The organism is Aquabacterium sp. A7-Y, from assembly GCF_026153205.1.
Classification (GTDB): Bacteria; Pseudomonadota; Gammaproteobacteria; order Burkholderiales; family Burkholderiaceae_C; genus Caldimonas.
Genome location: NZ_JAPFBW010000027.1, coordinates 19,253 through 44,341, shown reverse-complemented (window position 1 = coordinate 44,341; position 25,089 = coordinate 19,253). Strand labels below are relative to the sequence as shown.

Here is a 25,089-nt window from a genome sequence, read left to right as displayed (position 1 = left end):
CCGGACTTTAGGCCTGACCCTGATTTTTTTCTGTCACAGGGGGACCTCGACCGTGCGCTCGGCGCTCGCAAAGCCCGTGATGATACGGCCGCTGTCAGTGCGGATGCGAACGGGCTGGCCCTCGAGACCGGGTGACATCGCGCGGCCTTCACCATGTACCGTGAAGCCGGCGCCGATAGCCACCACCTTCACGGTGTCTCCGGGGGCAAACCAGAGTTTCGGCCGTAAATCGCTGAGCTTGAGGGCCTCCCCCTCATTCAGGGGGCGGGCCAGGGCACGGCCGACGACGGCAGCCGCATCGGTCACCGTCGGGGACAAGGACGCGGCGAGGTCGGCTTCGCCCCGCTGCAGGTCGTCGGGCTGGAGGATGGCGCCCGCCGCCAGCGGGCTGCGGGCCACCCAGGCCTCGGCGAAGACGCGCACCGTTACCGGCAGGAACACGTTCCAGCGCGTCGGCCCCTCCAGGCAGCGCACCCCGATGCGGGTGCGGCCCCAGGGCCTGAGGCCAGCCGGCAGATAGGGCTCCATGCGGGTGCAGGGAGCCAGCTTGAGCCGGCTGTCCAGCTCGCCCACGTTCACCTCGACTCGGGTGAAACGCGGCGCGGGAGATCCCGCTGCGGCCGTTGTCTTTTCTCGGGCATGAGCTTGCGCCAACTCGCGCAGCGCGGCCCCGATATCCCTTGCTCCCTCGTCTGCCCGGGCCCCCGCCAGTGCCGCGCCCAGCAGCGCCGGCACGAGGCCGAGGCGGCAGGCGGTACGGAAGGCGGAGGGTTCCATGCAGTGGGAGCAACAGCGTGTGACGGATCGTCACTGTAGAGAAGGTGCCGGCTGCGCCAGGCGGCGAATTGAATCGCTTTTTGCCTGCTATTCGGGCTCATGTTCTTCGGGCGGATCCAGACAATGCCTCACATCGACAGCCGCGCCCCGAAGTCGCAGGACAGCGGCAGGCCGGCAAGCACTACAAGGGGTCCCCATGCTCGACCGACTCACCAGCACGCTCAACTTCCAGGCCGAAGCCCTGGTGCTGCGCTCCGAGCGGCAGCGTCTGATCGCGAGCAACATCGCCAATGCGGATACGCCGGGCTATGTCGCGCGGGACATGGATTTCGCCAAGCAGCTGCAGGCGGCCACCCGGGCGCAAAGCGCGGGCGGCGCGGTCGCCAGCGCGAAGGTGGTGGCCACCACCTCGGCCGGGCACATCGGCAATACCGTCAACGGCCGTGCCCCGGTGGAGCTGAACTACGCGCTGGCTTCGCAGACCAATCTCGACAGCAACACCGTCGACATGGACCGCGAGCGCGCCAACTTCGCCGACAACTCGGTGCGCTACGAAGCGACGCTGCGCTTCATCAACGGCAGCGTGAAAACCATGTTGTCCGCCATCACCGGCCAGTGAGGCCGCGACCCGGCCCCTAGAAGGAAGTCGCCATGTCGATGTTCAAGGTCTTCAATATTTCCGGCAGCGCGGTCAGCTCGCAGTCGCAGCGGCTCAACGTGGTGGCCAGCAACCTTGCCAACGCCGACACGGTGGCCGGCCCCGACGGCCAGGCCTACAAGGCGCGCCAGGTGGTGTTCCAGACGGTGCTGATGGGCGAGACCGGCGCGGCCGGCGTCAAGGTCAACCAGGTGACCGAGGACCAGACCCCCGGGCGCCGCGTGCACGATCCCAAGCACCCGCAAGCCGATGCCCAGGGGTATGTGACCTACAGCAACGTCAATGCGGTGGAAGAGATGGTCAACATGATCTCGGCCTCGCGCTCCTACCAGAACAACGTCGAAGTCATGAACACGGCCAAGTCGCTGCTGCAGAAGACGCTGCAGCTGGGCCAGTAATCCTTTGCAGAAGTAGGCCGCCATGACCAGCTCCGTCAGCAACACGACCACCAACGCGAACAGCCTCTACGGCAGCACGAGCACGCCGGCCCAGGACCCCTCGGCGCAGGACCGTTTTCTCAAGCTGCTGGTCACGCAGATGCAGAACCAGGACCCGCTGAACCCGATGGACAACGCCCAGGTGACCAGCCAGATGGCGCAGATCCAGACCGTCAGCGGCATCGAGAAGCTCAACAGCAGCCTCGCCACCATGGGCGCCTCCTTCACGCAAGGCCAGGCCATGCAGGCCGCCTCGCTGATCGGCCGCGACGTCTTGATCGAGGGCAACACGATGGCGATCGCCGACGACGAGGGCCGCGCCGCCTTCGAGCTCGCGGGCAAGGCCAGCCGCGTGACGGTGGAGGTCACCGACGCCGCCGGCCAGGTGATCGACACGGTAGAACTGGGCGCGATGAACGCCGGCCGGCACCACTTCCTGTGGGCGCCCGAGGACGGCACCGACCAGACCGCGGTCCGTTTCAAGGTCAGCGCCAGCTCCGGCGGCAGCGCCGTGCCCGCCACCTCCTACAGCCGCGAGACCGTCGGCGCGGTGAGCACCACCGCGCAAGGGGTCGAGCTCGACCTCACGAATGGCACGACGGTGGCCTACGGCAAGGTCGCCGGCGTCGTCAGCCACTGATTCCGTCCCCGCATCCGTCCAGACAAGGAACACCACCATGGGCTTTCAACAGGGTCTCTCCGGCCTGAACGCGTCGAGCAAAAACCTCGACGTCATCGGCAACAACGTCGCCAATGCGGGCACCTACGGCGCCAAGTCGGCGCGGGCGGAATTCGCCGACATGTACGCCAGCGCGATGAACGGCGCGGGCGCCAACAGCATCGGCATCGGCGTGAACCTGGCCTCGGTGGCGCAGCAGTTCACGCAGGGCAACATCACCACCACGGAAAACTCGCTCGATCTGGCGATCAACGGCGCCGGCTTCTTCCAGGTGGCCGACATCTACCGCGACCCCAACGCCCCGCCGACCGCGCCGCCCACCGTCGCCAGCCCTCCGATGTACTCGCGCAACGGCCAGTTCAAGCTGGACCGCGCCGGCTACATCGTCAACAACCAGAACCAGGCCCTGCTGGGCTACATGGCCGACAACAACGGCCTGATCGCGCCGCAGCAGGCCCGGCCGCTGCAGCTGCCGACCGCCGGCATCGACCCGCAGGCCACCAACAACATCAACCTCGAGTTCAACCTGGACTCGCGTGCCGGTGTCACCGCCCCGGTGCTGGGCAGCATCAACTTCACCGATCCGCTGACCTACAACAACGCCACCTCGGTGACCGTCTACGACGCCAAGGGCCAGGACGTTGCGCTGACCTATTACTTCCAGAAGTCGGCGGCGGACGCCTGGAACGTCTTCGCGACCGCCAACGGCAACACGCTGGTCGGCGACGCGACGACGCCGCAGCCCATCGCGACCATCTCCTTCCCACCCGACAGCGGCGGCAACCCGGTGGCGCCGGCCGGCTCGATCCAGTACTTCATGAACGGCGGCGGCACCTCCGGCAACGGCATGATCCCGCTGACCGTGCCCGCGACCACCAAGGCCGACGGCAGCACCACTCTGGAGATCCCGGGCCTGACCTTGGACATGCGCAGCTCGACCCAGTACGGCACCGCCTTCGGCGTCACCAACCTGACGCAGAACGGCTACGCCGCCGGCGCGCTGGTGGGCGTGACCATCGACGACAGCGGCATCGTGATGGCGCGCTTCTCCAACGGCCAGTCCAAGCCGGCGGCGCAGCTCGAGCTGGCGACCTTCCGCAATGCGCAAGGCCTGCAGCCGCTGGGCGGCAACGCCTGGGCGGCCACCTACGCCTCGGGCGACCCCACGCTCAGCGTGCCGGGTTCGGGCAGCATGGGTGTGCTGCAGGCCGGCGCCCTGGAGGAGTCCAACGTCGACCTCACGGCCGAGCTGGTCAACATGATCACCGCCCAGCGCTCCTACCAGGCCAATGCACAGACCATCAAGACGCAGGACCAGGTGCTGCAGACGCTGGTCAGCCTGCGCTGATGCCGCACGCGACCGCGAGACCTGAGGAGACACGATGGACCGGATGATCTATCTCTCGATGTCGGGGGCCAAGGCCACGATGCAGAGGCAGGAGACGCTGGCCAACAACCTGGCCAACGTGTCCACCACCGGCTTCCGCGCCGAACTGCAGGCCTTCCGGGCCGTGCCGGTGCGCGGCGACGGCGCCAGCACCCGGGTCTACGCACTGGAGACCACCACCGGCTACGACGCTGCGCCGGGCAGCCAGCAGAACACCGGCCGGCCGCTGGACGTCGCGATGCAAGGCAATGCCTGGCTCGCGGTGCAGGCCCTGGACGGCACCGAGGCCTACACCCGCAACGGCGCGCTGACGGTGAGCGCCGACGGCACGCTGATGACGCACAACGGCCTGCCGGCCCTCGGCGACGGCGGCCCGATCCAGGTGCCGCAGAACGCCCAGGTGTCGATCGCGCCCGACGGCACGGTGGGCGCCAAGGTGGGCAATGGCCCGCTCACGCCGCTGGGCCGCCTCAAGATGGTGACGCCCGAGGCGCCGCTGCAACGCGGCGCCGATGCACTGTTCCGCAGCGCCGAAGGCGACCCGCTGCCGGCCGACCCCAACGCCCGGCTGCAGGACGGGGCCCTGGAGGGCTCCAACGTCAGCGCGGTCGAAACCATGGTTTCGATGATCGCCGCGGCGCGGCAGTTCGAGGCCCAGATGAAGATGTTGCAGACCGCCGAGCGCGACGAGCAGGCAGCCGCCAAGCTGCTCTCGGCCACCGGCGGCTGATTGGAAGTTAAGAGGTACCCGACATGATGCGTTCCCTGTGGATCTCCAAGACCGGCATGGAAGCCCAGCAGGTCCAGCTGGACCATACCTCGCACAATCTCGCCAACGTCGCGACCACCGGCTACAAACGCGCCTCGGCCCAGTTCGAGGACCTGATGTACCAGAACCTGCGCCAGAGCGGGGCCAACTCCAGCGAGCAGACCACGCTGCCCACCGGCCTGCAGGTCGGCCTCGGCACCCGCGCGGTCGCCACCGCCCGCAGCTTCACGCAGGGCAACCTGCAGCAGTCGGGCAATCCGCTGGACGTGGCGATCAACGGCAATGGCTTCTTCCAGGTCCAGCTGCCCGACGGCACCACCGGCTACAGCCGCGACGGCTCCTTCAAGACCGACGCCAACGGCCAGCTGGTCACCAACAACGGCTACGCGGTCGCGCCGGGCATCACCATCCCGCCCAACACGCAGACCATCACGGTGGCCCCGGACGGCACCGTCAGCGCCACCGTGCAGGGCTCGGCCCAGCCGGTCGTGCTGGGCAACCTGCAGCTGGCCAGCTTCGTCAACCCGGGCGGCCTGGAGCCGCGCGGCCAGAACGTTTTTGTCGAGACCGCCGCCTCGGGCAACCCGCAGGCCGGCGCACCCAGCATGGACGGCCTGGGCACGCTGCAGCAGGGTTTCCTGGAGACCTCCAACGTCAATGTGGTCGAGGAGCTGGTCGGCATGATCCAGACCCAGCGCGCCTACGAGCTCAACTCCAAGGCCATCCAGACCTCGGACCAGATGTTGCAGCGCCTGACGCAGCTGTGAAGCAGGTGATGAAGATGTACACCGCCCTCCGCCCTGCCGCCCTGGCCGTTGCCGTGCTGGCGACCGGCTGCGCCAGCATGGATCCCAAGGTCGAGGTGGTCCAGCCGACCACCGCGCGGCCCGCGCCGGTGGCGGTCGCCGCCGCGCCCGCGCCCGCCAACGGCTCGATCTTCCAGGCCGCCGGCTACCGTCCGCTGTTCGAGGACCACCGCGCCCGCGTGGTGGGCGACAGCATCACGGTCAACATCGTGGAGCGGGTGCAGGCCAGCCAGAAGTCCTCCACCACGGTGGACAAGCAGGGCAGCGTCGAGGCCGGCATCACCGCCTTGCCCTTCCTGAGCCCCAATTCCTTCAACCGCGCCAGCGCCGACGCCAGCGGCAGCAACACCTTCGCCGGCAAGGGCGGCACCGAAAGCACCAACAATTTCACGGGCACCATCACCGCCACCGTGATCGAGGTGCTGCCCAACGGCCACCTGGTGATCGCCGGCGAGAAGCAGATCGGCCTGAACAAGAACGTCGAGATCATGCGCTTCTCGGGGCGCATCGACCCGCGTGCGATCCAGTCCGGCAACAGCGTGGCCTCCTCGCAGATCGCCGACGCCCGTCTCCAGTACAAGGGCCGGGGCCAGCAGGCCGAAGCGCAGGGAATTGGCTGGCTGGGACGGTTCTTTTTGAACGTTCTGCCACTGTAAGGTCGGCCAAACTTCCCTCAAGTAAGCGGGAAGATGGCCGATGAACACGATCCTCAAATTTCTGGTGAGCGCCGCGGGCGCCGCGATGCTCGCGCTGCCGATGTCGGCCGAGGCGCTGCGCATCAAGGAAGTCGCCGCGGTGCAGGGCGTGCGCAGCAACCAGCTGATCGGCTACGGCCTGGTGGTGGGCCTCGACGGCACCGGTGACCAGACCACCCAGACGCCCTTCACCGCCCAGAGCACGCTGGCGATGCTGCAGCAGATGGGCGTGACGGTGCCGCCCGGCACCAACATGCAGCTCAAGAACGTCGCCGCGGTGATGGTGACGGCCCAGCTGCCCGCCTTCGCCCAGCCCGGCCAGGCCATCGACATCAACGTCTCGTCGATGGGCAATGCCAAGTCGCTGCGTGGCGGCACGCTGATCGCCACGCCGCTCAAGGGCGCCGACGGCCAGATCTACGCGCTGGCCCAGGGCAATGTGATCGTCGGCGGCGCCGGCGCGGCCGCCGGCGGCTCCAAGGTCCAGATCAACCACCTGAGCGCCGGCCGCATCCCGGGCGGCGCCTCGGTCGAACGCGCGGTCGCCACCTCGCTGCACCAGGGCGAGTTCCTGCAGCTCGACCTCAACGCCGCCGACTTCAACACCGCCCGGCAGGTCGCCGACGCGATCAACCGCGCCAAGGGCCCCGGCGCCGCGGAGGCGCTCGACGGCCGCGTGGTGCGGGTCCGCATGCCGCTGGCCGCCGGCGAGCGGGTCGCCTTCCTGGCCGACATCGAGAACCTGCCGATCGACGTCGCGATCCCCTCGGCCAAGGTGGTACTGAACGCCCGCACCGGCTCCATCGTGATGAACCAGGCGGTCACCCTGGGTGCTTGTGCGGTGGCGCACGGCAACCTCTCGGTCAGCATCAGCTCCACCCCGGTGGTCAGCCAGCCGGGGCCGCTCAGCGGCGGCCAGACGGTGGTCGGCGAGAAGGCCGACATCCAGGTCAGCCAGGGCGCAGGCTCGCTGGTCAGCATGCCCGCCGGCACCAAGCTCACCGACGTGGTCAAGGCGCTCAATTCGCTGGGCGCGACCCCCCAGGACCTGCTGGCCATCCTGCAGGCCATGAAGGCCGCCGGCGCGCTGCAGGCCGAACTCGAGGTCATCTGACATGTCCGTCGATTCCGTCCGTGTGCCGACCCAGGGCCTGGCGAGCGACAGCCGCTCGCTGGACGCGCTGAAGAGCGTCTCGTCCAAGGACCCCAAGGCGGCGATCAAGGAAGCCGCCAAGCAGTTCGAGGCGGTTTTCATGCAGCAGTTGATGAAAACCATGCGCGACTCGACGATGAAGTCGGGCATGCTGGACAACGAAGGCTCGGACATGGGCACCGAGATGCTGGACACGCAGTACGCGACGAAGATGAGCGGCCTGCCCGGCGGGCTGGCCGACGTGATCGCGCGCCAGCTCTCGCGCCACATGGGCGGCCCCGAAGCCACCACCAGCGCCGAGGTGACCCAGCGGCGGCTGCCCGCCGCGCTGCAGGGCCTGCCCAAGTCGGTCGCCATCCCCAAGGCCAGCGGCGCCCAGGGCGACTTCCTGCGCGAGAACTGGAACGCCGCCCAGGCCGCTTCGCAGGAGACCGGCATCCCGGCCGAGTTCGTGCTGGCCCAGGCCGCGCACGAGTCGGGCTGGGGCAGGCGCGACATCCGCATGGCCGACGGCAGCCCCTCGCACAACCTGTTCGGCATCAAGGCCACCGGCAGCTGGAAGGGCAAGGTCGCCGAGGTCACGACCACCGAATACGTCAACGGCCAGCCGCGCAAGGTGGTCGCCAAGTTCCGCGCCTACGACACGGCCGAGGACGCCTTCCGCGACTACGCCCGGCTGCTCAAGAACAACGACCGCTATGCCGGCGTGATGCGTGAAGGCCAGACGGCACAAGGCTTCGCGCAAGGCCTGCAGAAGGCCGGCTACGCCACCGACCCGGCGTACGCGGACAAGCTGACGCGCATCATCAACACGACGCTGCGCCTGCAGCGCGCAGCGACCTGAGGAGCGAGCGATGTCCGGACTGATCAGCCTCGGGACTCGCGCGATGTTCGCGTCGCAGGCCCAGCTCAACACCACCGCCGCCAACATCTCCAACGCGAACACCGCCGGCTATTCGCGCCAGACGGTGCAGCTGGAAACCGCCGGTGGTCAGTACACCGGCGCGGGATTTTTCGGCAAGGGCGTCAACCTGACGACGGTCAGCCGGGCCCACAACGAGTTCCTCAGCACCGAGGTCGCCACCACCGGTGCCGCCGCGTCGGCCGATGCCGCGCGGCTGGAGCAGCTGCAACGGCTGGAGAATGTCTTCAGGCTCGGCGAGGCCGGCCTCGGCTATTCGGCCGGCAAGCTGCTGAACTCCTTCACCGACGTCGCCAGCGCACCCTCGGACGCCTCGGCGCGCCAGGTGGTGCTGTCCAACACCGAGGAGCTCGCTTCGCGCTTCCGCACCGTGGCCGGCCAGCTCGCCAGCCTGCAGACCGGCGTGACGCAGGACATCAAGACCCAGGTGACGGCGGCCAACGAGCTGGCCCAGCGCATCGCCGACCTGAACCAGCAGGTGGCGCGCGTCAAGGGCCTGGGCCACGCGCCCAACGACCTGCTCGACCAGCGCGAGCAACTGATCAACGAGCTGGGCAAATATGTCGCCGTGACCCAGATCCCGGCCGACGACGGCACCGTCGGCCTGTTCATCGGCGGCGGTCAGCGCCTGGTGCTCGGCAATGACGCGCTCAAGCTCGACGCGACGCCCGACGCCTTCGACAGCAGCATCGTCACGCTGGGCATCAGGGAAGCGGGTGTCGTGCGCCCCATCCCCGAGGACGCGCTCAGTGGCGGCTCGATTGCCGGCATGCTGCGCTACCAGCGCAAGGACCTGACGGCGGCCTTCAACGAGGTCGGCCGCATGGCGACCGTTCTGGCGACCCGCATCAACGAGCAACAGGCCTTGGGTGTCAACCAGCTCGGCGGCGCCGGCGGGCCGCTGCTGGAGACCGGCAGCTCGCGGCTGCTGCCCAATGCCAACAATACCGGCAGCGCCTCGCCCACGCTCAACATCACCGACGCGACCGCGCTGCAGGCGAGCGACTACGAGATGCGCTACGACGGCGCGGCCTGGCAGATGACCCGGCTGAGCGACGGCGCCAGCTGGCCCTACACCCCGGGCACCGAGCGCGACGGCCTGACCTTCGTGCCCGGCGCCGGCGCCAATGCCGGCGACCGCTTCCTGCTGCAGCCGACCCGGCTGGCCGCCATCGACGTGAAGATCGCCAGCACCGATCCGCGCGACATCGCGGCGGCCTCGCGGGTGGTCGGCGTGGTGGGCACCGGCAACCGCGGCACGATGGGCGTTGGCAGCCTTAGCCCCAAGGAGGCCCACCCCTCGCTGGGTGCGGCCGTCACCATCACCTTTCCGTCGCCGACCACCTACAGCACCGACGGCGGCGTCACCAGCCTGCCCATCGTGCCCGGTCAGCCCATCAGCATGAACGGCTGGGAACTGAGGCTGACCGGTGCGCCGGCGGCCGGCGACATCATCGAGATCCGCCCGGTGGTGCCACCCGCGACCAACAACGGCAATGCGCTGGCGATGCTGGCGCTGCGCGACGAGAAGATGGTGGCGGGCACCACTTTCACCGACGCCTATGCCAACGCGGTCGGTGACATCGGGGTGCGGGTGCAGGGCGCCGAGGCGGCCAGCCAGATGTCGGCCACCATCGCGCAGGACGCGCTGGCCGCACGCAACAACCTCTCGGGCGTCAACCTCGACGAGGAAGCCGCCCGGCTGATCCAGTTCCAGCAGAGCTACCAGGCCGCGGCCAAGGTGCTGCAGATCGCGCAGTCGGTGTTCGACACGCTGCTGCAGACCGCCGGCTGATGCCCACCGAGAAGGTCCCTAGATGAGAGTCTCCACCGCCCAGACCTACGATGCCTCGGTCGCCAACCTGCAACAGCGCCAGAGCGACCTGTCCGATGCCCAGGTGCGCCTCACCAGCGGCAAGCGGGTGATGCGCGGCAGCGACGACCCGACCTCGGCCGCCCGCGCCGAGCGCGCCCTGGCCCAGGAAGAGCGCGCGGTCGTCGCGCAGCGCGCGGTCGAGGCCAGCCGCAACGCGATGCGGCTGTCCGAAAGCGCGCTGGGCGACGCGGTCGGCGTACTGCAGTCGGCCCGCGACAGCCTGGTCAACGCCGGCAACAGCGCCTACACCCAGTCCGAGCAGGACACCCTGGTGACGCAGCTGCAGCAGTACCGCCAGCAGCTGCTGCAGGTCGCCAACCGCGACGACGGTGCCGGGTCCTACCTGTTCGCCGGCCAGGGCTCGCCGTCCAAGCCCTTCCTCGAAAGCGGCGCCACGGTGATCTACAACGGCACCGCCGGCGAGGTCGCGGTGGCCTCGGGCGAAAGCCTGCCCGTCAGCGTCGACGGCAACACCGCCTGGATGACCGCGATGACCGGCAACGGCGTGTTCGAGACACGGGACGTGGCGGCCAATACCGGCAAGGGCTGGATCGACGCCGGCCAGATCCGCAACCCGGCCGCGCTCACTGGCGCGGACTACGCCATCGACATCAGCGTAGCCGGCGGCGTGACGCAATACACCGTGACGCGCAACGGCGCGCCGACCGGCTTGACCAACGTCGAGTTCCGGGCCGGCCAGCCGATCGAGATCGACGGCATGTCCTTCGTGATCGACGGGGCGCCTGCCGCCGGCGACCGTTTCGAGATCGTGCCCAGCGAGCCCACCCTGAGCGTCTTCGAGGCGCTCGACTCGGCCATCGCCGCGCTGAAGAGCGGCGGCAATGTCCCGCAGGGCGTCAGCAACGGGCTGCGCGACCTGGATTCGGTGCTCTCGCGCATGCAGGGCGTGCGCAGCTCGGTGGGCGACACGCTCAACCGCATCGACAAGGTCGAGGACCGGCTGGCCGCGTCGAAGCTGAACGCGCAGACAGATCGCACTAATGCGGAAGATTTGGACCTCGTCGAGGCGATTTCCAAGTTCCAGGAGAAGCAAAACGGCTACGATGCCGCCTTGCAGACCTACGCGAAGGTACAGCGCATGTCGCTGTTCGACTACATCCGCTGAGGCTGCGCCGACTCACTGCTGGTTTTTTCCATGGATATCGACGTTCTACGCCACATCGCGCTCAGTTATTCGCCGATGGTGGACCGCAACCGGACCGTCGTCGCAACCCGCCTGACGGTCTCGGCGCTGCGCCCCGGCAGCGCCCTGAAGGCCGACGAACTGTTGCAGGCGATCGCGCTGGTGTGGCCCGAGGGGGGCGCGCGCGTCTCGCTCAACATCATGAGCGAGAACCTGCTGAACGACCTGATGCGGGCCAAGCCGCTGCCCAACGTGATGGTCGAGCTGCCCTCCTTCATCGCCTGCGACCCGGAGAACGCCCCGGTGATCCAGCAACTGCGCGCGCAGGGCAATACCCTGCTGCTGCATGGCCGGCCCGCCTCCAGCCTGCCGCCCGAGCTGCTGCCCTGCTTCAAGTACTCCATCATCGACCTGCAGGACGACCGTCGCAAGAACGAGGCGGCCGGCCAGCTCGAGCCCGGTGTGGTGCGCAACATCGGCTTCATCCAGAGCGGCGTGCGCACGGTGGCCGAGATGGAAGCCAGCTTCACGCGCGGTGCGCTGGCCATCCTGGGCTGGCCGATCGAGAACGCGATCTCGACCTCGACCGCCAAGGCCGGCCAGCCCGACATGGCGGTGCTGGTCGAGCTGATCCGCCGCGTCGACGCCGCCGAGGACATCGACAAGCTCGAAGCCGTGCTCAAGCGCGACCCGACGCTGGCCTTCCAGCTGATGCGCTACATCAACTCGCCGGCCTTCGGCCTGTCGGTGGAGATCAGCTCCTTCCGCCACGCCATCATGCTGCTCGGCTACAAGCGCCTGAAGCGCTGGCTGGCGCTGCTGCTGGCGACCGCCAGCAAGGACGCCAACATGCGCCCGCTGATGTTCGCCTCGGTACGGCGCGGCATCTTCATGGAGCAGCTGGTGGCCAACTCGGGCGACGAGGAGATGCGCAGCGAGGTGTTCATCTGCGGCGTCTTCTCGCTGCTCGACCAGCTGTTCGAAAAGCCGTTCGATGAGCTGCTCAAGACCATCCCCGTGCCCGAGCGGGTCTACCAGGCTCTGGCGGACAACACCGGTCCCTACCAGCCCTACCTGGAGCTCGCCAAGGCGGTGGAAACCGAGACCGCCCCGGTCATCAACGAACACGCCGAGCACCTGCTGATGTCGCTGGAGGAGACCAACCGGGCCGTGCTGGGCACCCTGACGACCGCCAGCCAGCTGGAGTAGGCGCGGCCCCGGGGCAGGCGGCGCGCCGCTTCGCCGTGCCGTACCGGAGTCGGCCTACACTCGCTGCATCCGGACGAACACCACCTTCCCGACCATGAGCGTGCAGCAAGGCTCATCCCGTGCCGCCGATCCCCGCGGCGCCGACTCGGCCGCCCCGCCGGAGGCAGCCGCCCTGCGGGTCGACGGCTCGGGGCGCATCCTGGCGGTCAACGGCGTGGCGCGGTCCCTGCTCAAGGCCGAGCCCGGCGCGACGCTCTCGACGCTGGTCGCCGCACTCGGCTTGTCCGCGGTGCAGTGGGCGATGGGCCAGCTGCGCCAGGCGGCACGCCAGCCGGCAGCGGCGGAGGTGCTGCTGACCGGGCCGCGCGTGCTGCTGGCGGGCGTAGGCCCGGTACGCCTGGTGCTCGCGCCCGAAGACAGCGGGCACTGGGTGCTCGGCCTGGATCCGCTGCCCGGCGCGCGCCGCCCGGTTCCGCCCGTGCCTGCCGCTGCGCCGGTCCGTGAAGGCCGGGACGACAGCGCGCTGCGCGAACTGCGCCGCATGTTCTGGGAGTCGCCCTTTCCCGTCGTGCTCCAGGACGCCGAGTTCCGCATCATCGACGTCAACCACGCCTTCCTCGACTACTGCGGCTACCGCCGCGAGCAGTTGATCGGTTTGGACCCGATGGCGCTGTTCCACCCGGACGACCGGGCCTTCCAGCAGGGCTTGCGGGGCGATCTGCGCAACGACGTCGAGCACGACGCGGCCGCGGCGATGAGCGTGCGCCGCTTCAAGGATGCGGCCGGCCACACCCGCTGGTACCGTGCCGCGCACTGCCGCGTGCTCGACGGCGAGGGCCATCCCCTGGCCTTGTCGGTGCTCTACGACTGCACCGCCGAGCACACCGCGCGCGAGCGGGCCGACCGCTCGGTGCACGAGCTCGACCAGTGGTTCGACATGACCACCGTCGGCATGCTGCTGTTCGACGCGGACGGCCGTGTGGTGCGAAGCAACCCGGCGCTGCCCCAGTTGATCGGCCCGGTGCCGGAGCAGCTGGTGAACGCGCAGGCCAGCTTGCAATCCCTGCTGGGCTGGCATGTGGGGGGGCCGCTCGACGCGCTGCGGCCGGGCGACAGGCCGCTGCACCGCAACGGCCGCGTCGACGTCGACGGCGAGGAGCGTGCGCTGCACGCCGTGGTGCGCTGCCTGGAGGAGCGCCAGGGACAGCGCCGCTTCATGGTGGTGATCGAGGATCGCACCGCCGAGGACGAGCGGGACATGGCGCGTTCGCAGCTGGGCGCACTGGCCGAGACCGCACAGGCCGGCCTCGCCACCTTCGACCAGGGCACCGGCCGCTTCCAGTTCGCCGGCGGGACCCCGCAGGGCGGCGGCCTGATGTCCAGCGAGCTCAAGGCCATCAGCCGTGAACTCGTGCGCCCGGAGACGCTGGCCGACTTCGACCTGGTGCAGCGCGCGGTGCGCCACGGCGAGCGCGCCGACGCGCGTTATGCCATCGAGCATCCGGAACTGGGGCTGCGCTGGCTGCAGACGCGCGTCGAGCCGCGCACGCTCAGCTCAGGCAAGCGCAGCACCTCGGTGCTGACCCTGGACGTCACCGACCAGCACCTCGCCCAGCAGCGCAGCGAGCGCCTGCTGCACGAGCTGACCACCATCCTGGAGAGCACCTCGACCGGCATTGCCTACCTGCGCGGCGACACCCTGCTGCGCCACAACCGCCAGTTCGAGCACATGCTCGCGCTGGCGCCCGAGGCGGCCCAGGGCCGCAGCTTGCCGGAGCTGTTTCCCGACACCGAGGCGGCGCGCCAGGCGCTGCGGGAAGCCCGTGAGGTGCTCGCCGAGGCCGGCCTCTACGAGACCGAGCTGGAGATCCCGCAGCGGCTCGGCCCGCCGCGCTGGTGTGCGCTGTCGATGCGCCGCATGGAGAGCAGTGGCGGCGAGATCGAGTCGATCGCGGTGCTGTCCGACATCACTCGCCTCAAGGCCCAGCAGGCCGAGCTGGCGGCGCTGGCGCACGACCGCGAGCTGATGTTCAGCCTCTCGGACGTCGGCATCGTGTTTTTTCGCGGCGGGCGGGTGCAGCGCGCCAGCGAGGGCTTCTCCATCCTCACCGGCTACGGCCCGCAGGAGCTGGCGGCGATGGACGAACGTTGGCTGTTCCCGGACGAGGCCGAGTACCGCGGCGTGCAGGCGCGCGCCGGCGAAGCGCTGCAGCGCGAGGGGCGCTGGGCCGGCGAGCGGCGCCTGCGTCGCAAGGACGGTTCGCTGTGCTGGGTACAGGTTCACAAGCGACTGGTGGAGGGCGAGGAGCCGGACACCGCGATCATCGCCTCCTATGTCAATGTGGATGCCCGCCGGCGCGCCGAGCATGCGCTCGCCAACCAGGTGGAGCGCACCCGCGCCATCCTCGACTCGGTGCTGGTCGGCATCGTCACGGTCGGGCCGCGTGGCATCGAGTGGATGAATCGCTCGGCCCGGCGCATGTTCGCCGGAGACCTGGCCGACTTCGCCGGCCAGCCCATCAGCGTGGTGGCCTCGGACGACCCCGATCACCCCTTCCGGCGTTCCACCGAGCGCCTCGAGGAGGGGCCGTCCAACACCTTCGAATGCCGGGTGCTGGCGCGCGACGGGCGCCACTTCTGGGTGGTCGGCAATGCCGTGCTGACCGGCACCCGCTCCAGCGGACGCGAGATCACCTATGCGCTGCTGGACATCGACAGCCGCCGCCAGGCCGAGCAGCGCATCGCCGAGGCGCAAGCCTCGCTGACCCGGCTGATCGACCTGGCGCCGCTGGCCATCACCCTGCGCGACGCGCGCAGCCTGCGCATCCTGCAGGCCAACCCGATCGCTGCCGGGCTGTTCGGCCGCACGCCCGAGACCTTGATCGGCAGCAGTGTCGAGGAAGTGCATGGCCCCGAGATGGCGGCCTCGGTGCGTGCCGACATGGAAGCGGCGCTGACCAGCCACGGCGTGACGCAGCGCGACTACCGCATCTGCGTCAATGGCGAGCACTCCATCTGGGACGCCCGCTACCTGCCACTGGCCCGGGCTGGCGAGGCGCCCGACCAGCTGCTGTTCGTTGCCGCCAACGTCACCGAGCAGCGGGCCGCCGAGGAGGCGCGACTGGAGGCAGCCATCGCCCAGCGCGACCTGCTGGTCAAGGAAGTCCACCACCGCATCAAGAACAACCTGCAGGGCGTGGCCGGGCTGCTGCAGCAGATCGCGATGCGCAAGCCCGAGATGGCCGGCGCGATCCACGAGGTGGCAGGCCAGGTGCAGGCCATCGCCCATGTCTACGGCCTGCAGGTGGGCGCGGTGGGGCCGCTGCCGCTGCAGCGTGTGGTGGACGCGATCACGGGCTCGGTGCAGAAGACCTTCGACCGGCCCATCGTGCTGCGCGTCGAGGGCGAGTCGGCCGGGGCCTGGGGCCTGCCCGAGGCGGAGTCGATCCCGATCGCGCTGACCCTGAACGAGCTGCTCACGAACGCGCTCAAGCATTCCGCCTCCGGCGAGGTGGCGTGCCGGCTGCACTGCACCGAGGACGGTGTGCGCATCGAGGTGGCCAACCCCGGCCGCTTGGCTCCCGACTTCAGCCTGGCACGGTTTCCGGGCGGGGTCTCGGGGCTGGGGCTGGTCCGGGCGCTGCTGCCGCGCCGCAGCGCCCGGCTGACGCTGGAGAACCAGGGCGATCAGGTGGTGGCCTGCGTGCAGCTCACGCCGCCCGGGGTGCAGCGGCTGCCGGCGCGCTGACCGACCGCCCGTCGAAGCAGGAGCCCGCCCGGCCGGTCGCCGCGGAAGCGGGCGGGTTTTCAGCCACAATCAGGACGTAGTCAACGGCAATCACGACGAGCGAGCATCGTGTCTGGAAACGGCAAGATCCTGGTGGTGGACGACGACCGGCTGGTGCTGGCGACCCTGACGCACGGCCTGTCGCAGGCCGGCTACGAGGTCGTCGACGCCGACAACGGCGACGACGCCATCCTGCTCGCGCGCGAACACCGCCCGGCGCTCGCGCTGCTGGACATCCGCATGGAAGGCAAAAGCGGCTTCGACGTGGCCGCTTACCTGCGCGACCACCTGCAGATTCCCTTCATGTTCCTGTCGGCCTTCTCCGACGACGAGACCGTCGCCAAGGTCAAGGAGCTGGGCGCCACCGCCTACCTGGTCAAGCCGCTCGACATCCGGCAGATCGTGCCGGCGGTGGCCGCTGCCTTCGCCAGCCGCGAGGCGCAGGGGGCCGCAGCCGCCGCGCCGCCGGCTGCCGCAGACGAGGCGGCGCTGCAGCAGGTGGTGGCGATCGCGGTCGGCATCGCGATGCACCGCTTTTCGCTGTCGCGCCGCCAGGCCCTGCAGCGCCTGCAGGCGCTGGCGCGCCAGGAAGGCCTGAGCCTGGAGGCCCAGAGCCGGCGTTTCGTCGATGCCCTCGAAGTGCTGAGCGGGCCGGGCGGCATGGGCTGAGGCCCGTGACACCACCGCGCCCGGTGCGCGGGCGTTTCCTTCAGCGCGGGCGCCTGCCCTCGCCCAGCGTGAAAAAGAAGCTGGCGCCCTGACCGACTTCGGACTCCGCCCAGATCTGCCCGCCGTGGCGGCGCACGATACGCTGTACCGTCGCCAAGCCCACGCCGGTGCCTTGGAAGTCGCTCGCGCCGTGCAGGCGCTGGAATACCCCGAACAGCCGGTCGGCGAAGCGCATGTCGAAGCCGGCACCGTTGTCGCGCACCCGGTAGACCGTGCGGCCGTCCTCGGCGACGCTGTCGAACTCGATCACCGCCTGGTCGCGCTTGCCGCTGTATTTCCAGGCGTTGCCGAGCAGGTTGTCGAGCGCCACCCGCAGCAGGGTCGGGTCGCCCTGGGCCGTCATGCCGGGCTCGATGCGCACCTCGACCTTGCGCTCCGGCGACTGGCGGCGCAGGTCGTCGACGATGTAGGTGGCCAGCTGCGTCAGGTTGACCGGCTGCTGCTGCAGCGGCTTGGCCGAGAGCTGCGACAGCGCCAGCAGTGCGTCGATCATGCCGTTCATGCGGGCGGCGGCGCCGAGCACCCGGTCGAGGTGGTCGTTGCCGATGCGGTCGAGCGTGCGGCCGTAGTCTTCCTTGAGGATCTTGGTGAAACCTTCGACCACCCGGATCGGCGCGCGCAGGTCGTGCGACACCGTGTAGCTGAAGGACTGCAGCTCACGCTCCACCGCCTCGCGTTCCTGCTGCGCGGCCTCGTCGTTGTCGGCCGCTGCGGGTGTGAACACCAGCAGCAGGGCGTCGCGGCGGGTGCCGCCGTGCTCGAAAGCAAAACGGTCGACCTGGGCGCTCCAGGCGGCGCCGGCGGCCCGCGCGGGCGCTTCCTCGGCCGGCAGGCCCAGGCGCGCCAGCACCGGGGCGAGCGGCCAGCCGGGGGCGCGCCGCAGCTCGGCCAGCACCTCGCGGCCCTTCAGGCGCGCGACCGGCTCGCCGATGTGGCGGGCCGCGGGTTCATTGCAGTGGCGGATCACGTAGCGGTCGGGCTGGCCCGCCTCGCCCGGCACCGCCTCGGCCAGCAGCACCGCGTCGGGCACGGTGTCCAGCAGGTGCAGGCCGATCTGGCGGTCGAACTGCAGCTCGGCGCGCGCCGACACGTCGCGTGCCGCGCCGCGGTAGCCGGCGAAGCGGCCCTGCGCGTCGAAGCGCGGCACGCCGCGCAGCAGCCACAGGTCGGCATGGCCGTTGCCCTCGCGGCGGTGGGCCGGCAGGCCGGTGAAGGGTTCGCGGGCCTCCAGCATCTGGCGGTGTGCGCTCCAGAGCCCCGGCTCGCTGCCGAAGTCGTCCCACAACGGCCGGCCCAGGCGGGCTTCGAACTGCCAGTCGCGCGCCGGTGCGCCGGGCGGCGGGCGCAGCAGCGTGAGGCGGTGCTCGGCGTCGGTTTCCCAATACCAGTCGGGCAGCAGCTGCTGCAGCGCGGCGCGGTGGGCCTGGGCCTGACGGCAGGCCTCGGACAGCGCGTCGAGACGGCGGCCGAACCACCAGGCCAGGCCCAGCATCAGTGCCAGTCCGACGAAAAAGATCCAGACCAGCCACAGCGCCGGGGTGCCGGACAGGGGGCTGCCGGCCTCGTTGAGCCAGGACAGGCCGGGAAGGCCCAATGCCACCCACGCCAGGGTGAGTCCGCCCCCGGTGCCCGCGGCCAGCAGCAGGCGTTTGCCTTGAGATGTCTCCTCGGAGGCAAGGGATCGATCCATCGCGCCGATTGTAAGGAGCGTCCCTGCACTTTCGATCGTGCGATTCGCACGCAGTGCCGCCATTTGCGCGCCGGTCGGGCGGGCCCAGGGGCTCGATCCGGGCGCGCCGCTCAAGTCGCCGCCATTGCGGTCGAAAACAGGCATGACGAATCCCGCGGGACCAGGAGGAGCCGGCGTCCAGCCGGCTCGCGGAGCGCGGGCGGACAGCATTCGATGAATCGCACCACCACGATACGCCTGGCGGCCGTCGCCCTGCTCGGCCTGGCGGGCTGGATCGGCGCCGTGCTGAGCACGGCGCCGGCCGGCGCCATCGCCTCGCTCGTGCCGGGCGCGGCCGCGCTGCTGCTCGCCTGGCGTGCCGGAGGGCGCGCGGGCGGCACCGCACAGCCGGCCGCGACCGGGTCGACGCACGGCGAGGACGCGGTGCCGCTGGAGCGTCAGCTGGCCGCCATCGAAGCGGTCGTCACGGCGGTGCAGTCGGCGCGCCAGCTTGGCGCCGCGCTGGAGGCGGTGGGTCGTATCCTCGCCGACCATCTCGGTGCTTCCGGCTGGGCGGTGTTGCGGGTGGAAGACTGGGACGGCCAGGCCGGCCTGGTGTTTCCCTGGGACGAGCGCGACGGGGGGCGCGAAGGCCGGGTCGACCTCGACCTGCTGAACACCGTGCACCACGACGACGGGCTCTCGGGCGAGGCCGTGGCGAGCCACCAGCTGGTGATGTGCGAGAACGCTGCGCGGCTGGCCGGCAGCGCGGCGGGCCTGCGCCCGCGCGGTACCCGGTCGGCGCTGGCCCTGCCGGTCTGGGCCGACGAAACCCCGGTCGCGCTGATCGAGTGGTACGACCCGCCGTCCTGCGTGCTGCAGGGCGAGGGCCGGCGCCTGCTGTCGATCGCGATGGCGCAGCTGTCGCTGCGGGCGCGGCGCGAGACGGCCTACTTCGGCATGCTGCAGAACGGCGAGCGGTCGAGGCGCCTGGCGATGGTGGCCGACCACATCGCCAGCGGCGTCGTGATCGCCGACCGCGAGGGCTACATCGAGTGGGTCAACGAGGCCTTCAGCCGCATCACCGGCCTGAGCCGCGAGCGCCTGCTCGGACGCGACGGCCGGGACCTGATGGACGAGGCCTTCGCATCACCGGGGTCGGCGGCGGCATTGCGCGAGGCGCTCCACGAGCAGGAAAGTTTCCGCCTGGAGTTCCAGGCCCGCCGCAGCCTCGCAGGCGGCGGCCACGAGCTGTACTGGGCCGAGATCGAGGCCACCTTCGTGCACGACCAGCAGGGCAGCCGGTTCGTGTTCCTGGGCGTGCTGAGCGACATCACCGAGCGCCAGGAGCGCGCCGAGCAGCTGGAACGTGAGCGCGAGCGACTGAACCAGCTGATCGAGCATCTGCCGGTCAGCCTTTTTGTGGTCGACCCGCACCAACTGCATGTGCTGTCGGTCAACCGCCACGCCGAGCAGGAGTTCGAAGTCCGGCGCGAGGAGCTGATCGGCCGCCCGCCGCTGCAGGCTTACGGCCGCCACGCCAGCGCGCTGGTCGGGCCCTCGGTGCGCAAGGCGCTGGAAGGGGTGGAGTCGGTGGAGGACGAATTCCTCTGGCCGACCCGTCTGGGCGAGCGGTATCTCAACATGCGCTACCTGGCGCTGCGCCATCCCGACGGCTCGCCGCGGGCGCTGATCGTGCTGGCGCGCGATCTGACCGAGCGCCGCCGGGCCGAGGGCGCGCTGGTCGAGTCCGAGGCCCGCTTCAACGAGTTCGCCGATGCGGTCGACGACCACCTGTTCATCGCCAACCCCGAGCGGACCCGCTTCCTGTATGTGAGCCGCCGGCTGTACGACTTCTGGGGCGTGACGCCCGAGGAGCACGCCCGCGATCCGCAGCGCTACCTGGAGAACGTGCCGGTGGAGGACCGCGGTCTGATCCAGGAGCGCGAGGCGCTGGAGCGCCAGCTGCAGCCGGTGGACCGGGTGCACCGGTTGCTGCACCCGACCCGCGGCCTGCGCTGGCTGCGCACCCGCACCCGCTCGCAGCGCCTGGCCTCGGGCGAGATCCGCGTTTATGGCTTGTGCACCGACATCACCGTCGAGCACGAGCGCGAGCAGGAACTGCAGCGCGCTCACGACGCGGCCGCGGCGGCGAGCCGGGCCAAGAGCCAGTTCATGGCGAACATGAGCCACGAGATCCGCACGCCGATGAACGGTATCCTCGGGATGACGGAGTTGCTGCTGGGCACGACCCTGAACGACAAGCAGCGACGCTTCGCGCACGCCGTCTACCGTTCCGGGGAAAGCCTGCTTGAAATCATCAACGACATACTCGATTTTTCCAAGATCGAAGCCGGCAAGTTGGAGCTGGCGCCCACTGACTTTTCGCTGCGCGCCGTGGTCGAAGACACGCTGGAGCTGATGGCGCCGCGTGCGCATGAAAAATCGCTGGAGATCAACTTCCGTGAGCAGCCGGGGCTGCCGGCCCTGATGCATGGCGACCCGCTGCGGCTGCGCCAGGTGCTCACCAACCTGGTGGCCAACGCGATCAAGTTCACCGAGCGCGGCGAGGTGGTGGTCGACGTGCGGCGCGGCGACGGCGAGCTGCTGCCCGGCAAGCAGTGGGTCGACTTCACGGTGCAGGACACCGGCATCGGCATCGCCCCTGAAGTGCTGCCGCAACTCTTTCATGCCTTCACGCAACTGCACGGTGGCATGGCGCGGCGCTACGGCGGCACCGGGCTGGGTCTGGCGATCTCGCGCCAGCTCGCCGAGCTGATGGGTGGCACTATTTCGGTGCATAGCGTACCGGGGCTGGGCTCGCAGTTCCGCCTGCGGCTGCCGCTGGGCGAGGTCGTCGCGTCGAGCGACACCGGCGCGCTGGACGCGCTGGAGATGCCGGCATTGCGTGTGCTGGTGGTGGAAGACCACGAGACCAATCGCACCGTGCTGGAGAACCTGCTGGGCGCCTGGGGCATGCGGGTGGCGCTCGCGACCGACGGGCAGGAGGCGCTCGAGCTGCTGCGGCAGGAGCGCGACGCGGGCCAGCGCTTCGATCTGGCCCTGGTCGACATGGCGATGCCGCGCATGAACGGCGTGCAGTTTGCGCAGGCACTGCGTGAGGAGCCCGGGCTGGGGCCGCTGAAGCTGATGCTGCTGTCTTCGGTGTCCAGCCCCGATGACGTGCGGGTGGCGCACGACGCCGGCTTCCACCGCTTCGTCTCCAAGCCGGTGCGCAAGGTCGAGTTGCGCCAGGCCATCCTGGGGCTGGGCATCGGGCCGGCGCGCGAGCGTGAGCAGCCGCTTCCGGTGTTCGACCGCGAGGTGCTGGTGATCGAGGACAACCGCGTCAACCAGGAAGTGATGCACCAGATGCTGAACCGCCTGGGCTGCCGCACCCGCATCGCGCACTCCGGGCTGGAGGGCTTGGGCGCGTTGTGCGAACATCGATTCGATTTGGTGTTGATGGATATCCAGATGCCGGGCATGGACGGGGTCGAGACGCTGCGCTGGTTCCGGCGCGGACCCAGCGAGCGCTTCGACTTCAAGACGCCGCCCGACACGCCCGTGCTGGCCGTCACCGCCAACGCCCTCGGCGGGGATGAAGAGCGGTTCCTCGCGCTGGGTTTCGATGACTATCTGTCCAAGCCATTCCGCCAGAACCAGTTGCTCGCCGTGCTCACGCGCTGGCTGCAGGCCGACCCCGGGTCGCCGGCAGGCGCGCCGAATGCCGGAGACGACAATGAGAGCCGCCCGAGCGAGCTGCGCGCCCAGATGGAGCCGACCATGTTCACACCGGACCCCCAGGTATTCGACGCCGAGGCCGTGGCACGACTGCGGGAACTCGATCCGCAAGGCCAGAGCCGGCTGCTGGAGCGCCTGTTCCGCACCTTCCAGAATTCCCTGCTCAAGCTGGTGCCCCAGATGGGCGAGGCGCGCGACGCCAACGACAGCGCCGCCATCCGCTTCGCGGCCCACACGCTGAAGTCGTCCAGCGCCAGCGTCGGTGCGCTCCAGCTCTCGAGCCTGTGCGCCGACCTCGAGGCCCGCATCCGGGGCGGCGAGGCCGGCCCCTTCGATGAGCAGGTGAGCGCGGTACAGCGCGAGGCCGAGCGTGTGCTGGCCAGCCTCAAAGCCTTGCTGGGAACCGACTGATGAATGTTTCCGCAATCCGCGACGCCGACCTCGGGCAGACCACCGTGCTGCTCGTCGACGACGACGAGGTGAACCTGCTGCTGACCTCGATCGCGCTGCGCGAGCGCGGCTTCTCGATCACCGAGGCGCACAGCGGCGAGGAGGCCCTGAAGATCCTGGGGGACTGGTCGCCGGACATGATCGTGCTCGACGCCATCATGCCGGGCCTGGACGGCTTCGCGACCTGCCGGCGCATCCGCGACATGGCCGGCTTCTACTCGACGCCGGTGCTGATGCTGACCGGCCTGGACGACGAGGCCTCGATCAACCGGGCCTACGAGGCCGGAGCGACCGACTTTTTCGTCAAGTCCAACCAGTGGAGCCTGCTGGCCGGGCGCTTGCGCTACCTGCTGCGCTCCTCGCGCACCCGGCAGGAGCTGGAGCGCAGCAAGGCCCAGCTGGCGCGCGCCCAGGACCTGGCCCGCATGGGCAGCTTCGACTGGCGGCCCGGTTGCAACGAGCTGCTCTTCTCCTCCGAAGGCCTGCGTGTCTTTGGCCTCGGCCCGGGGGACCACCTGAGCGTGCACACCGTGCTGCGCATGATCCCGAAAAACGAGCGGGCGGCGTTTTTCGCCATCCTGCGCGAGGTGCTGCGCCACTACACCGTGCTGTGCACCGACGTGCCGGTGCACCTGCTCGACGGGCGCCACCGGGTGCTGCACCTGGAGGCCGAACCCGAGTTCGACGAGCACGGCGGCGTGCTGGCCTACAACGGCATCGTGCAGGACGTGACCGACCGGCGCATCGCCGAGGACAAGATCAAGCACCTCGCCAATTTCGATTCGCTGGCCGGGCTGCCCAACCGCCGCCAGCTGATCTGGCGCGCCGAACGCGCGATCGACCACGCCCGCAGCCTGGGCCACCAGGTCGGGCTGCTGCTGATCGACCTGGACCGCTTCAAGATCATCAACGACACGCTGGGCCATGCCGCCGGCGACGAGCTGCTGGTCGAGGTGGCGCGCCGCCTGCGCGGCTGCGTGCGCCACTCCGACCAGGTGATCGATGCCACCTTCGACAGCGTGACCTCGCGCGCCCACCGCACGCTGGAGGCGGTCGGCCGGCTGGGCGGCGACGAGTTCGTCGCGCTGCTGTCCGAGGTGGGCGACGAACGCGACGCCGAGCGGGTCGCCTCGCGCATCCTGGAAGCGCTGCGCGAGCCGGTGCTGGTGGGCGGGCAGGAGTGTTTCGTGACCGCCAGCGTCGGCATCGCGCTCTACCCGAGGGACGGCCAGACCGTGGCCGACCTGCTGCGCAACTCCGACGTCGCGATGTATTCGGCCAAGGCCCAGGGTCGCAATGCCGCCTCGGCTTACACCCCGCAGCTGGCCGGCAAGGGGCGCGAGAAGCTGGAGCTGGAGAGCGCGCTGCACAAGGCGCTGGAGCGCGAGGAGCTGGTGCTGCACTACCAGCCCAAGATCGATGTGCGCACCGGGCGTTATGTCGGCGCCGAGGCGCTGATGCGCTGGAAGCGAGGCAGCCAGCTGGTGCCGCCGGGCGAATTCATCCCGCTGGCCGAGGAAACCGGCCTGATCATCCCGATGAGTTACTGGGCCATCCGCGAGGCCACCCGCCAGGCGAGGCTGTGGCAGCGCGCCTTCGGCTTCGACGCCGCGATCGCCGTCAACCTGCCCAGCCGCATGTTCCAGCGCAGCGACCTCGTCGAGCGCATCCAGGCCGGCGTGCAGGAGCAGCACGTCGACCCGCGCTGCCTGCAGCTGGAGATCACCGAGACCGGCCTGATGAAGGACCTGCAGAACGTCATCCCCGCGCTGACCCGGCTCAACGGCATCGGCGTGGCGATCTCGATCGACGACTTCGGCACCGGCTATTCCTCGCTGGCCTACCTGACCACCCTGCCGATCAGCGAGGTGAAGATCGACCGCTCCTTCGTGCGCGACCTGGGCGCCAAGCCCGAGAGCTCGGCGGTGGTCACCGCGATCATCGCGCTGGCCCGCTCGCTGGGGCTGCGCGTGATTGCCGAGGGCGTGGAAACCGAGCTGCAGATGGATGTGCTGAACCGGCTGGGTTGCACCATCATGCAGGGCTTCCTGTTCAGCAAGCCGCTGCCGCCCGGCGAGATCGAGGAGCTGCTGCGCCAGCCGGTGCTGATCAGTGCGGCCGGCACGCCCGGCGCTACCGAGGCCGACCCGCCGGGCCCGGCAGGACGGGCCAGAAGCGTGTTGTGAAAGCGTCCCCCA

The 25,089-nt window shown here is 69.8% G+C and carries 18 protein-coding genes; 16 read left to right on the top strand and 2 right to left on the bottom strand.

What is annotated here, in order from left to right:
- Positions 1-33: 33 nt before the first annotated feature.
- Positions 34-777, bottom strand: coding sequence for a flagellar basal body P-ring formation chaperone FlgA (gene flgA, locus OOT46_RS22070; protein WP_265405785.1), 744 nt, complete (start codon positions 775-777; stop codon positions 34-36).
- Between the two features lie 196 nt (positions 778-973).
- Between flgA and flgB the strand changes: the two genes are divergently transcribed.
- The 14 genes from flgB (at position 974) to OOT46_RS22000 (ending at position 16,968) form a co-directional block, all read left to right on the top strand.
- Positions 974-1,396 (top strand): flagellar basal body rod protein FlgB, encoded by a 423-nt coding sequence (flgB, locus tag OOT46_RS22065; RefSeq protein WP_265405784.1) that lies wholly within the window; start codon positions 974-976, stop codon positions 1,394-1,396.
- Between the two features lie 32 nt (positions 1,397-1,428).
- A complete protein-coding gene (gene flgC / locus OOT46_RS22060) occupies positions 1,429-1,833 on the top strand; it encodes a flagellar basal body rod protein FlgC (protein WP_265405783.1) in 405 nt (134 codons plus the stop codon).
- A gap of 22 nt (positions 1,834-1,855) precedes the next feature.
- Positions 1,856-2,512, top strand: a complete 657-nt coding sequence (locus OOT46_RS22055) for a flagellar hook assembly protein FlgD (protein ID WP_265405782.1) — start codon at positions 1,856-1,858, stop codon at positions 2,510-2,512.
- A gap of 37 nt (positions 2,513-2,549) precedes the next feature.
- The gene (flgE, locus tag OOT46_RS22050) at positions 2,550-3,899 is read left to right on the top strand and encodes a flagellar hook protein FlgE (RefSeq protein WP_265405781.1); all 1,350 of its coding nucleotides are present in this window, start codon (positions 2,550-2,552) and stop codon (positions 3,897-3,899) included.
- A 34-nt stretch (positions 3,900-3,933) separates the two neighbouring features.
- Positions 3,934-4,668 (top strand): flagellar basal-body rod protein FlgF, encoded by a 735-nt coding sequence (gene flgF / locus OOT46_RS22045; protein ID WP_265405780.1) that lies wholly within the window; start codon positions 3,934-3,936, stop codon positions 4,666-4,668.
- Positions 4,669-4,691: 23 nt separating this feature from the next.
- On the top strand, positions 4,692-5,474 hold the full coding sequence (gene flgG / locus OOT46_RS22040; protein WP_265405779.1) for a flagellar basal-body rod protein FlgG: 783 nt from the start codon (positions 4,692-4,694) through the stop codon (positions 5,472-5,474).
- 14 nt (positions 5,475-5,488) lie between these two features.
- Positions 5,489-6,169, top strand: coding sequence for a flagellar basal body L-ring protein FlgH (locus tag OOT46_RS22035; protein WP_265405778.1), 681 nt, complete (start codon positions 5,489-5,491; stop codon positions 6,167-6,169).
- A gap of 40 nt (positions 6,170-6,209) precedes the next feature.
- Positions 6,210-7,322 (top strand): flagellar basal body P-ring protein FlgI, encoded by a 1,113-nt coding sequence (locus tag OOT46_RS22030; RefSeq protein ID WP_322114278.1) that lies wholly within the window; start codon positions 6,210-6,212, stop codon positions 7,320-7,322.
- Between the two features lies 1 nt (position 7,323).
- Positions 7,324-8,205, top strand: coding sequence for a flagellar assembly peptidoglycan hydrolase FlgJ (gene flgJ, locus OOT46_RS22025; protein WP_265405777.1), 882 nt, complete (start codon positions 7,324-7,326; stop codon positions 8,203-8,205).
- A gap of 10 nt (positions 8,206-8,215) precedes the next feature.
- Positions 8,216-10,078, top strand: coding sequence for a flagellar hook-associated protein FlgK (flgK, locus tag OOT46_RS22020; RefSeq protein ID WP_265405776.1), 1,863 nt, complete (start codon positions 8,216-8,218; stop codon positions 10,076-10,078).
- Positions 10,079-10,100: 22 nt separating this feature from the next.
- Positions 10,101-11,285 (top strand): flagellar hook-associated protein FlgL, encoded by a 1,185-nt coding sequence (gene flgL, locus OOT46_RS22015; protein WP_265405775.1) that lies wholly within the window; start codon positions 10,101-10,103, stop codon positions 11,283-11,285.
- Between the two features lie 30 nt (positions 11,286-11,315).
- The gene (locus tag OOT46_RS22010) at positions 11,316-12,512 is read left to right on the top strand and encodes an EAL and HDOD domain-containing protein (protein ID WP_265405774.1); all 1,197 of its coding nucleotides are present in this window, start codon (positions 11,316-11,318) and stop codon (positions 12,510-12,512) included.
- Positions 12,513-12,606: 94 nt separating this feature from the next.
- Positions 12,607-16,260: a PAS domain S-box protein gene (locus OOT46_RS22005; RefSeq protein ID WP_265405773.1), complete on the top strand. Its 3,654-nt coding sequence runs from the start codon at positions 12,607-12,609 to the stop codon at positions 16,258-16,260.
- Between the two features lie 108 nt (positions 16,261-16,368).
- The gene (locus OOT46_RS22000; protein WP_265405772.1) at positions 16,369-16,968 is read left to right on the top strand and encodes a response regulator; all 600 of its coding nucleotides are present in this window, start codon (positions 16,369-16,371) and stop codon (positions 16,966-16,968) included.
- A gap of 40 nt (positions 16,969-17,008) precedes the next feature.
- Here OOT46_RS22000 and OOT46_RS21995 read toward each other — a convergent pair whose 3' ends face one another.
- Positions 17,009-18,718 (bottom strand): sensor histidine kinase, encoded by a 1,710-nt coding sequence (locus OOT46_RS21995; protein WP_265405771.1) that lies wholly within the window; start codon positions 18,716-18,718, stop codon positions 17,009-17,011.
- Between the two features lie 213 nt (positions 18,719-18,931).
- Here OOT46_RS21995 and OOT46_RS21990 point away from each other — a divergent pair, with 213 nt between their 5' ends.
- Both OOT46_RS21990 and OOT46_RS21985 read left to right on the top strand, forming a co-directional pair.
- A complete protein-coding gene (locus OOT46_RS21990; protein ID WP_265405770.1) occupies positions 18,932-22,852 on the top strand; it encodes a response regulator in 3,921 nt (1,306 codons plus the stop codon).
- Positions 22,852-25,077 (top strand): putative bifunctional diguanylate cyclase/phosphodiesterase, encoded by a 2,226-nt coding sequence (locus OOT46_RS21985; protein ID WP_265405769.1) that lies wholly within the window; start codon positions 22,852-22,854, stop codon positions 25,075-25,077. Before OOT46_RS21990 ends, OOT46_RS21985 begins: the two co-directional genes overlap by 1 nt.
- Positions 25,078-25,089: the final 12 nt, after the last annotated feature.

Coding starts and splice junctions, on each gene's coding strand:
- flgA (WP_265405785.1), bottom strand. CDS start 777: ATGGAACCCTCCGCCTTCCGTACCGCCTGCCGCCTCGGCCTCGTGCCG.
- flgB (WP_265405784.1), top strand. CDS start 974: ATGCTCGACCGACTCACCAGCACGCTCAACTTCCAGGCCGAAGCCCTG.
- flgC (WP_265405783.1), top strand. CDS start 1,429: ATGTCGATGTTCAAGGTCTTCAATATTTCCGGCAGCGCGGTCAGCTCG.
- OOT46_RS22055 (WP_265405782.1), top strand. CDS start 1,856: ATGACCAGCTCCGTCAGCAACACGACCACCAACGCGAACAGCCTCTAC.
- flgE (WP_265405781.1), top strand. CDS start 2,550: ATGGGCTTTCAACAGGGTCTCTCCGGCCTGAACGCGTCGAGCAAAAAC.
- flgF (WP_265405780.1), top strand. CDS start 3,934: ATGGACCGGATGATCTATCTCTCGATGTCGGGGGCCAAGGCCACGATG.
- flgG (WP_265405779.1), top strand. CDS start 4,692: ATGATGCGTTCCCTGTGGATCTCCAAGACCGGCATGGAAGCCCAGCAG.
- OOT46_RS22035 (WP_265405778.1), top strand. CDS start 5,489: ATGTACACCGCCCTCCGCCCTGCCGCCCTGGCCGTTGCCGTGCTGGCG.
- OOT46_RS22030 (WP_322114278.1), top strand. CDS start 6,210: ATGAACACGATCCTCAAATTTCTGGTGAGCGCCGCGGGCGCCGCGATG.
- flgJ (WP_265405777.1), top strand. CDS start 7,324: ATGTCCGTCGATTCCGTCCGTGTGCCGACCCAGGGCCTGGCGAGCGAC.
- flgK (WP_265405776.1), top strand. CDS start 8,216: ATGTCCGGACTGATCAGCCTCGGGACTCGCGCGATGTTCGCGTCGCAG.
- flgL (WP_265405775.1), top strand. CDS start 10,101: ATGAGAGTCTCCACCGCCCAGACCTACGATGCCTCGGTCGCCAACCTG.
- OOT46_RS22010 (WP_265405774.1), top strand. CDS start 11,316: ATGGATATCGACGTTCTACGCCACATCGCGCTCAGTTATTCGCCGATG.
- OOT46_RS22005 (WP_265405773.1), top strand. CDS start 12,607: ATGAGCGTGCAGCAAGGCTCATCCCGTGCCGCCGATCCCCGCGGCGCC.
- OOT46_RS21995 (WP_265405771.1), bottom strand. CDS start 18,718: ATGGATCGATCCCTTGCCTCCGAGGAGACATCTCAAGGCAAACGCCTG.
- OOT46_RS21990 (WP_265405770.1), top strand. CDS start 18,932: ATGAATCGCACCACCACGATACGCCTGGCGGCCGTCGCCCTGCTCGGC.
- OOT46_RS21985 (WP_265405769.1), top strand. CDS start 22,852: ATGAATGTTTCCGCAATCCGCGACGCCGACCTCGGGCAGACCACCGTG.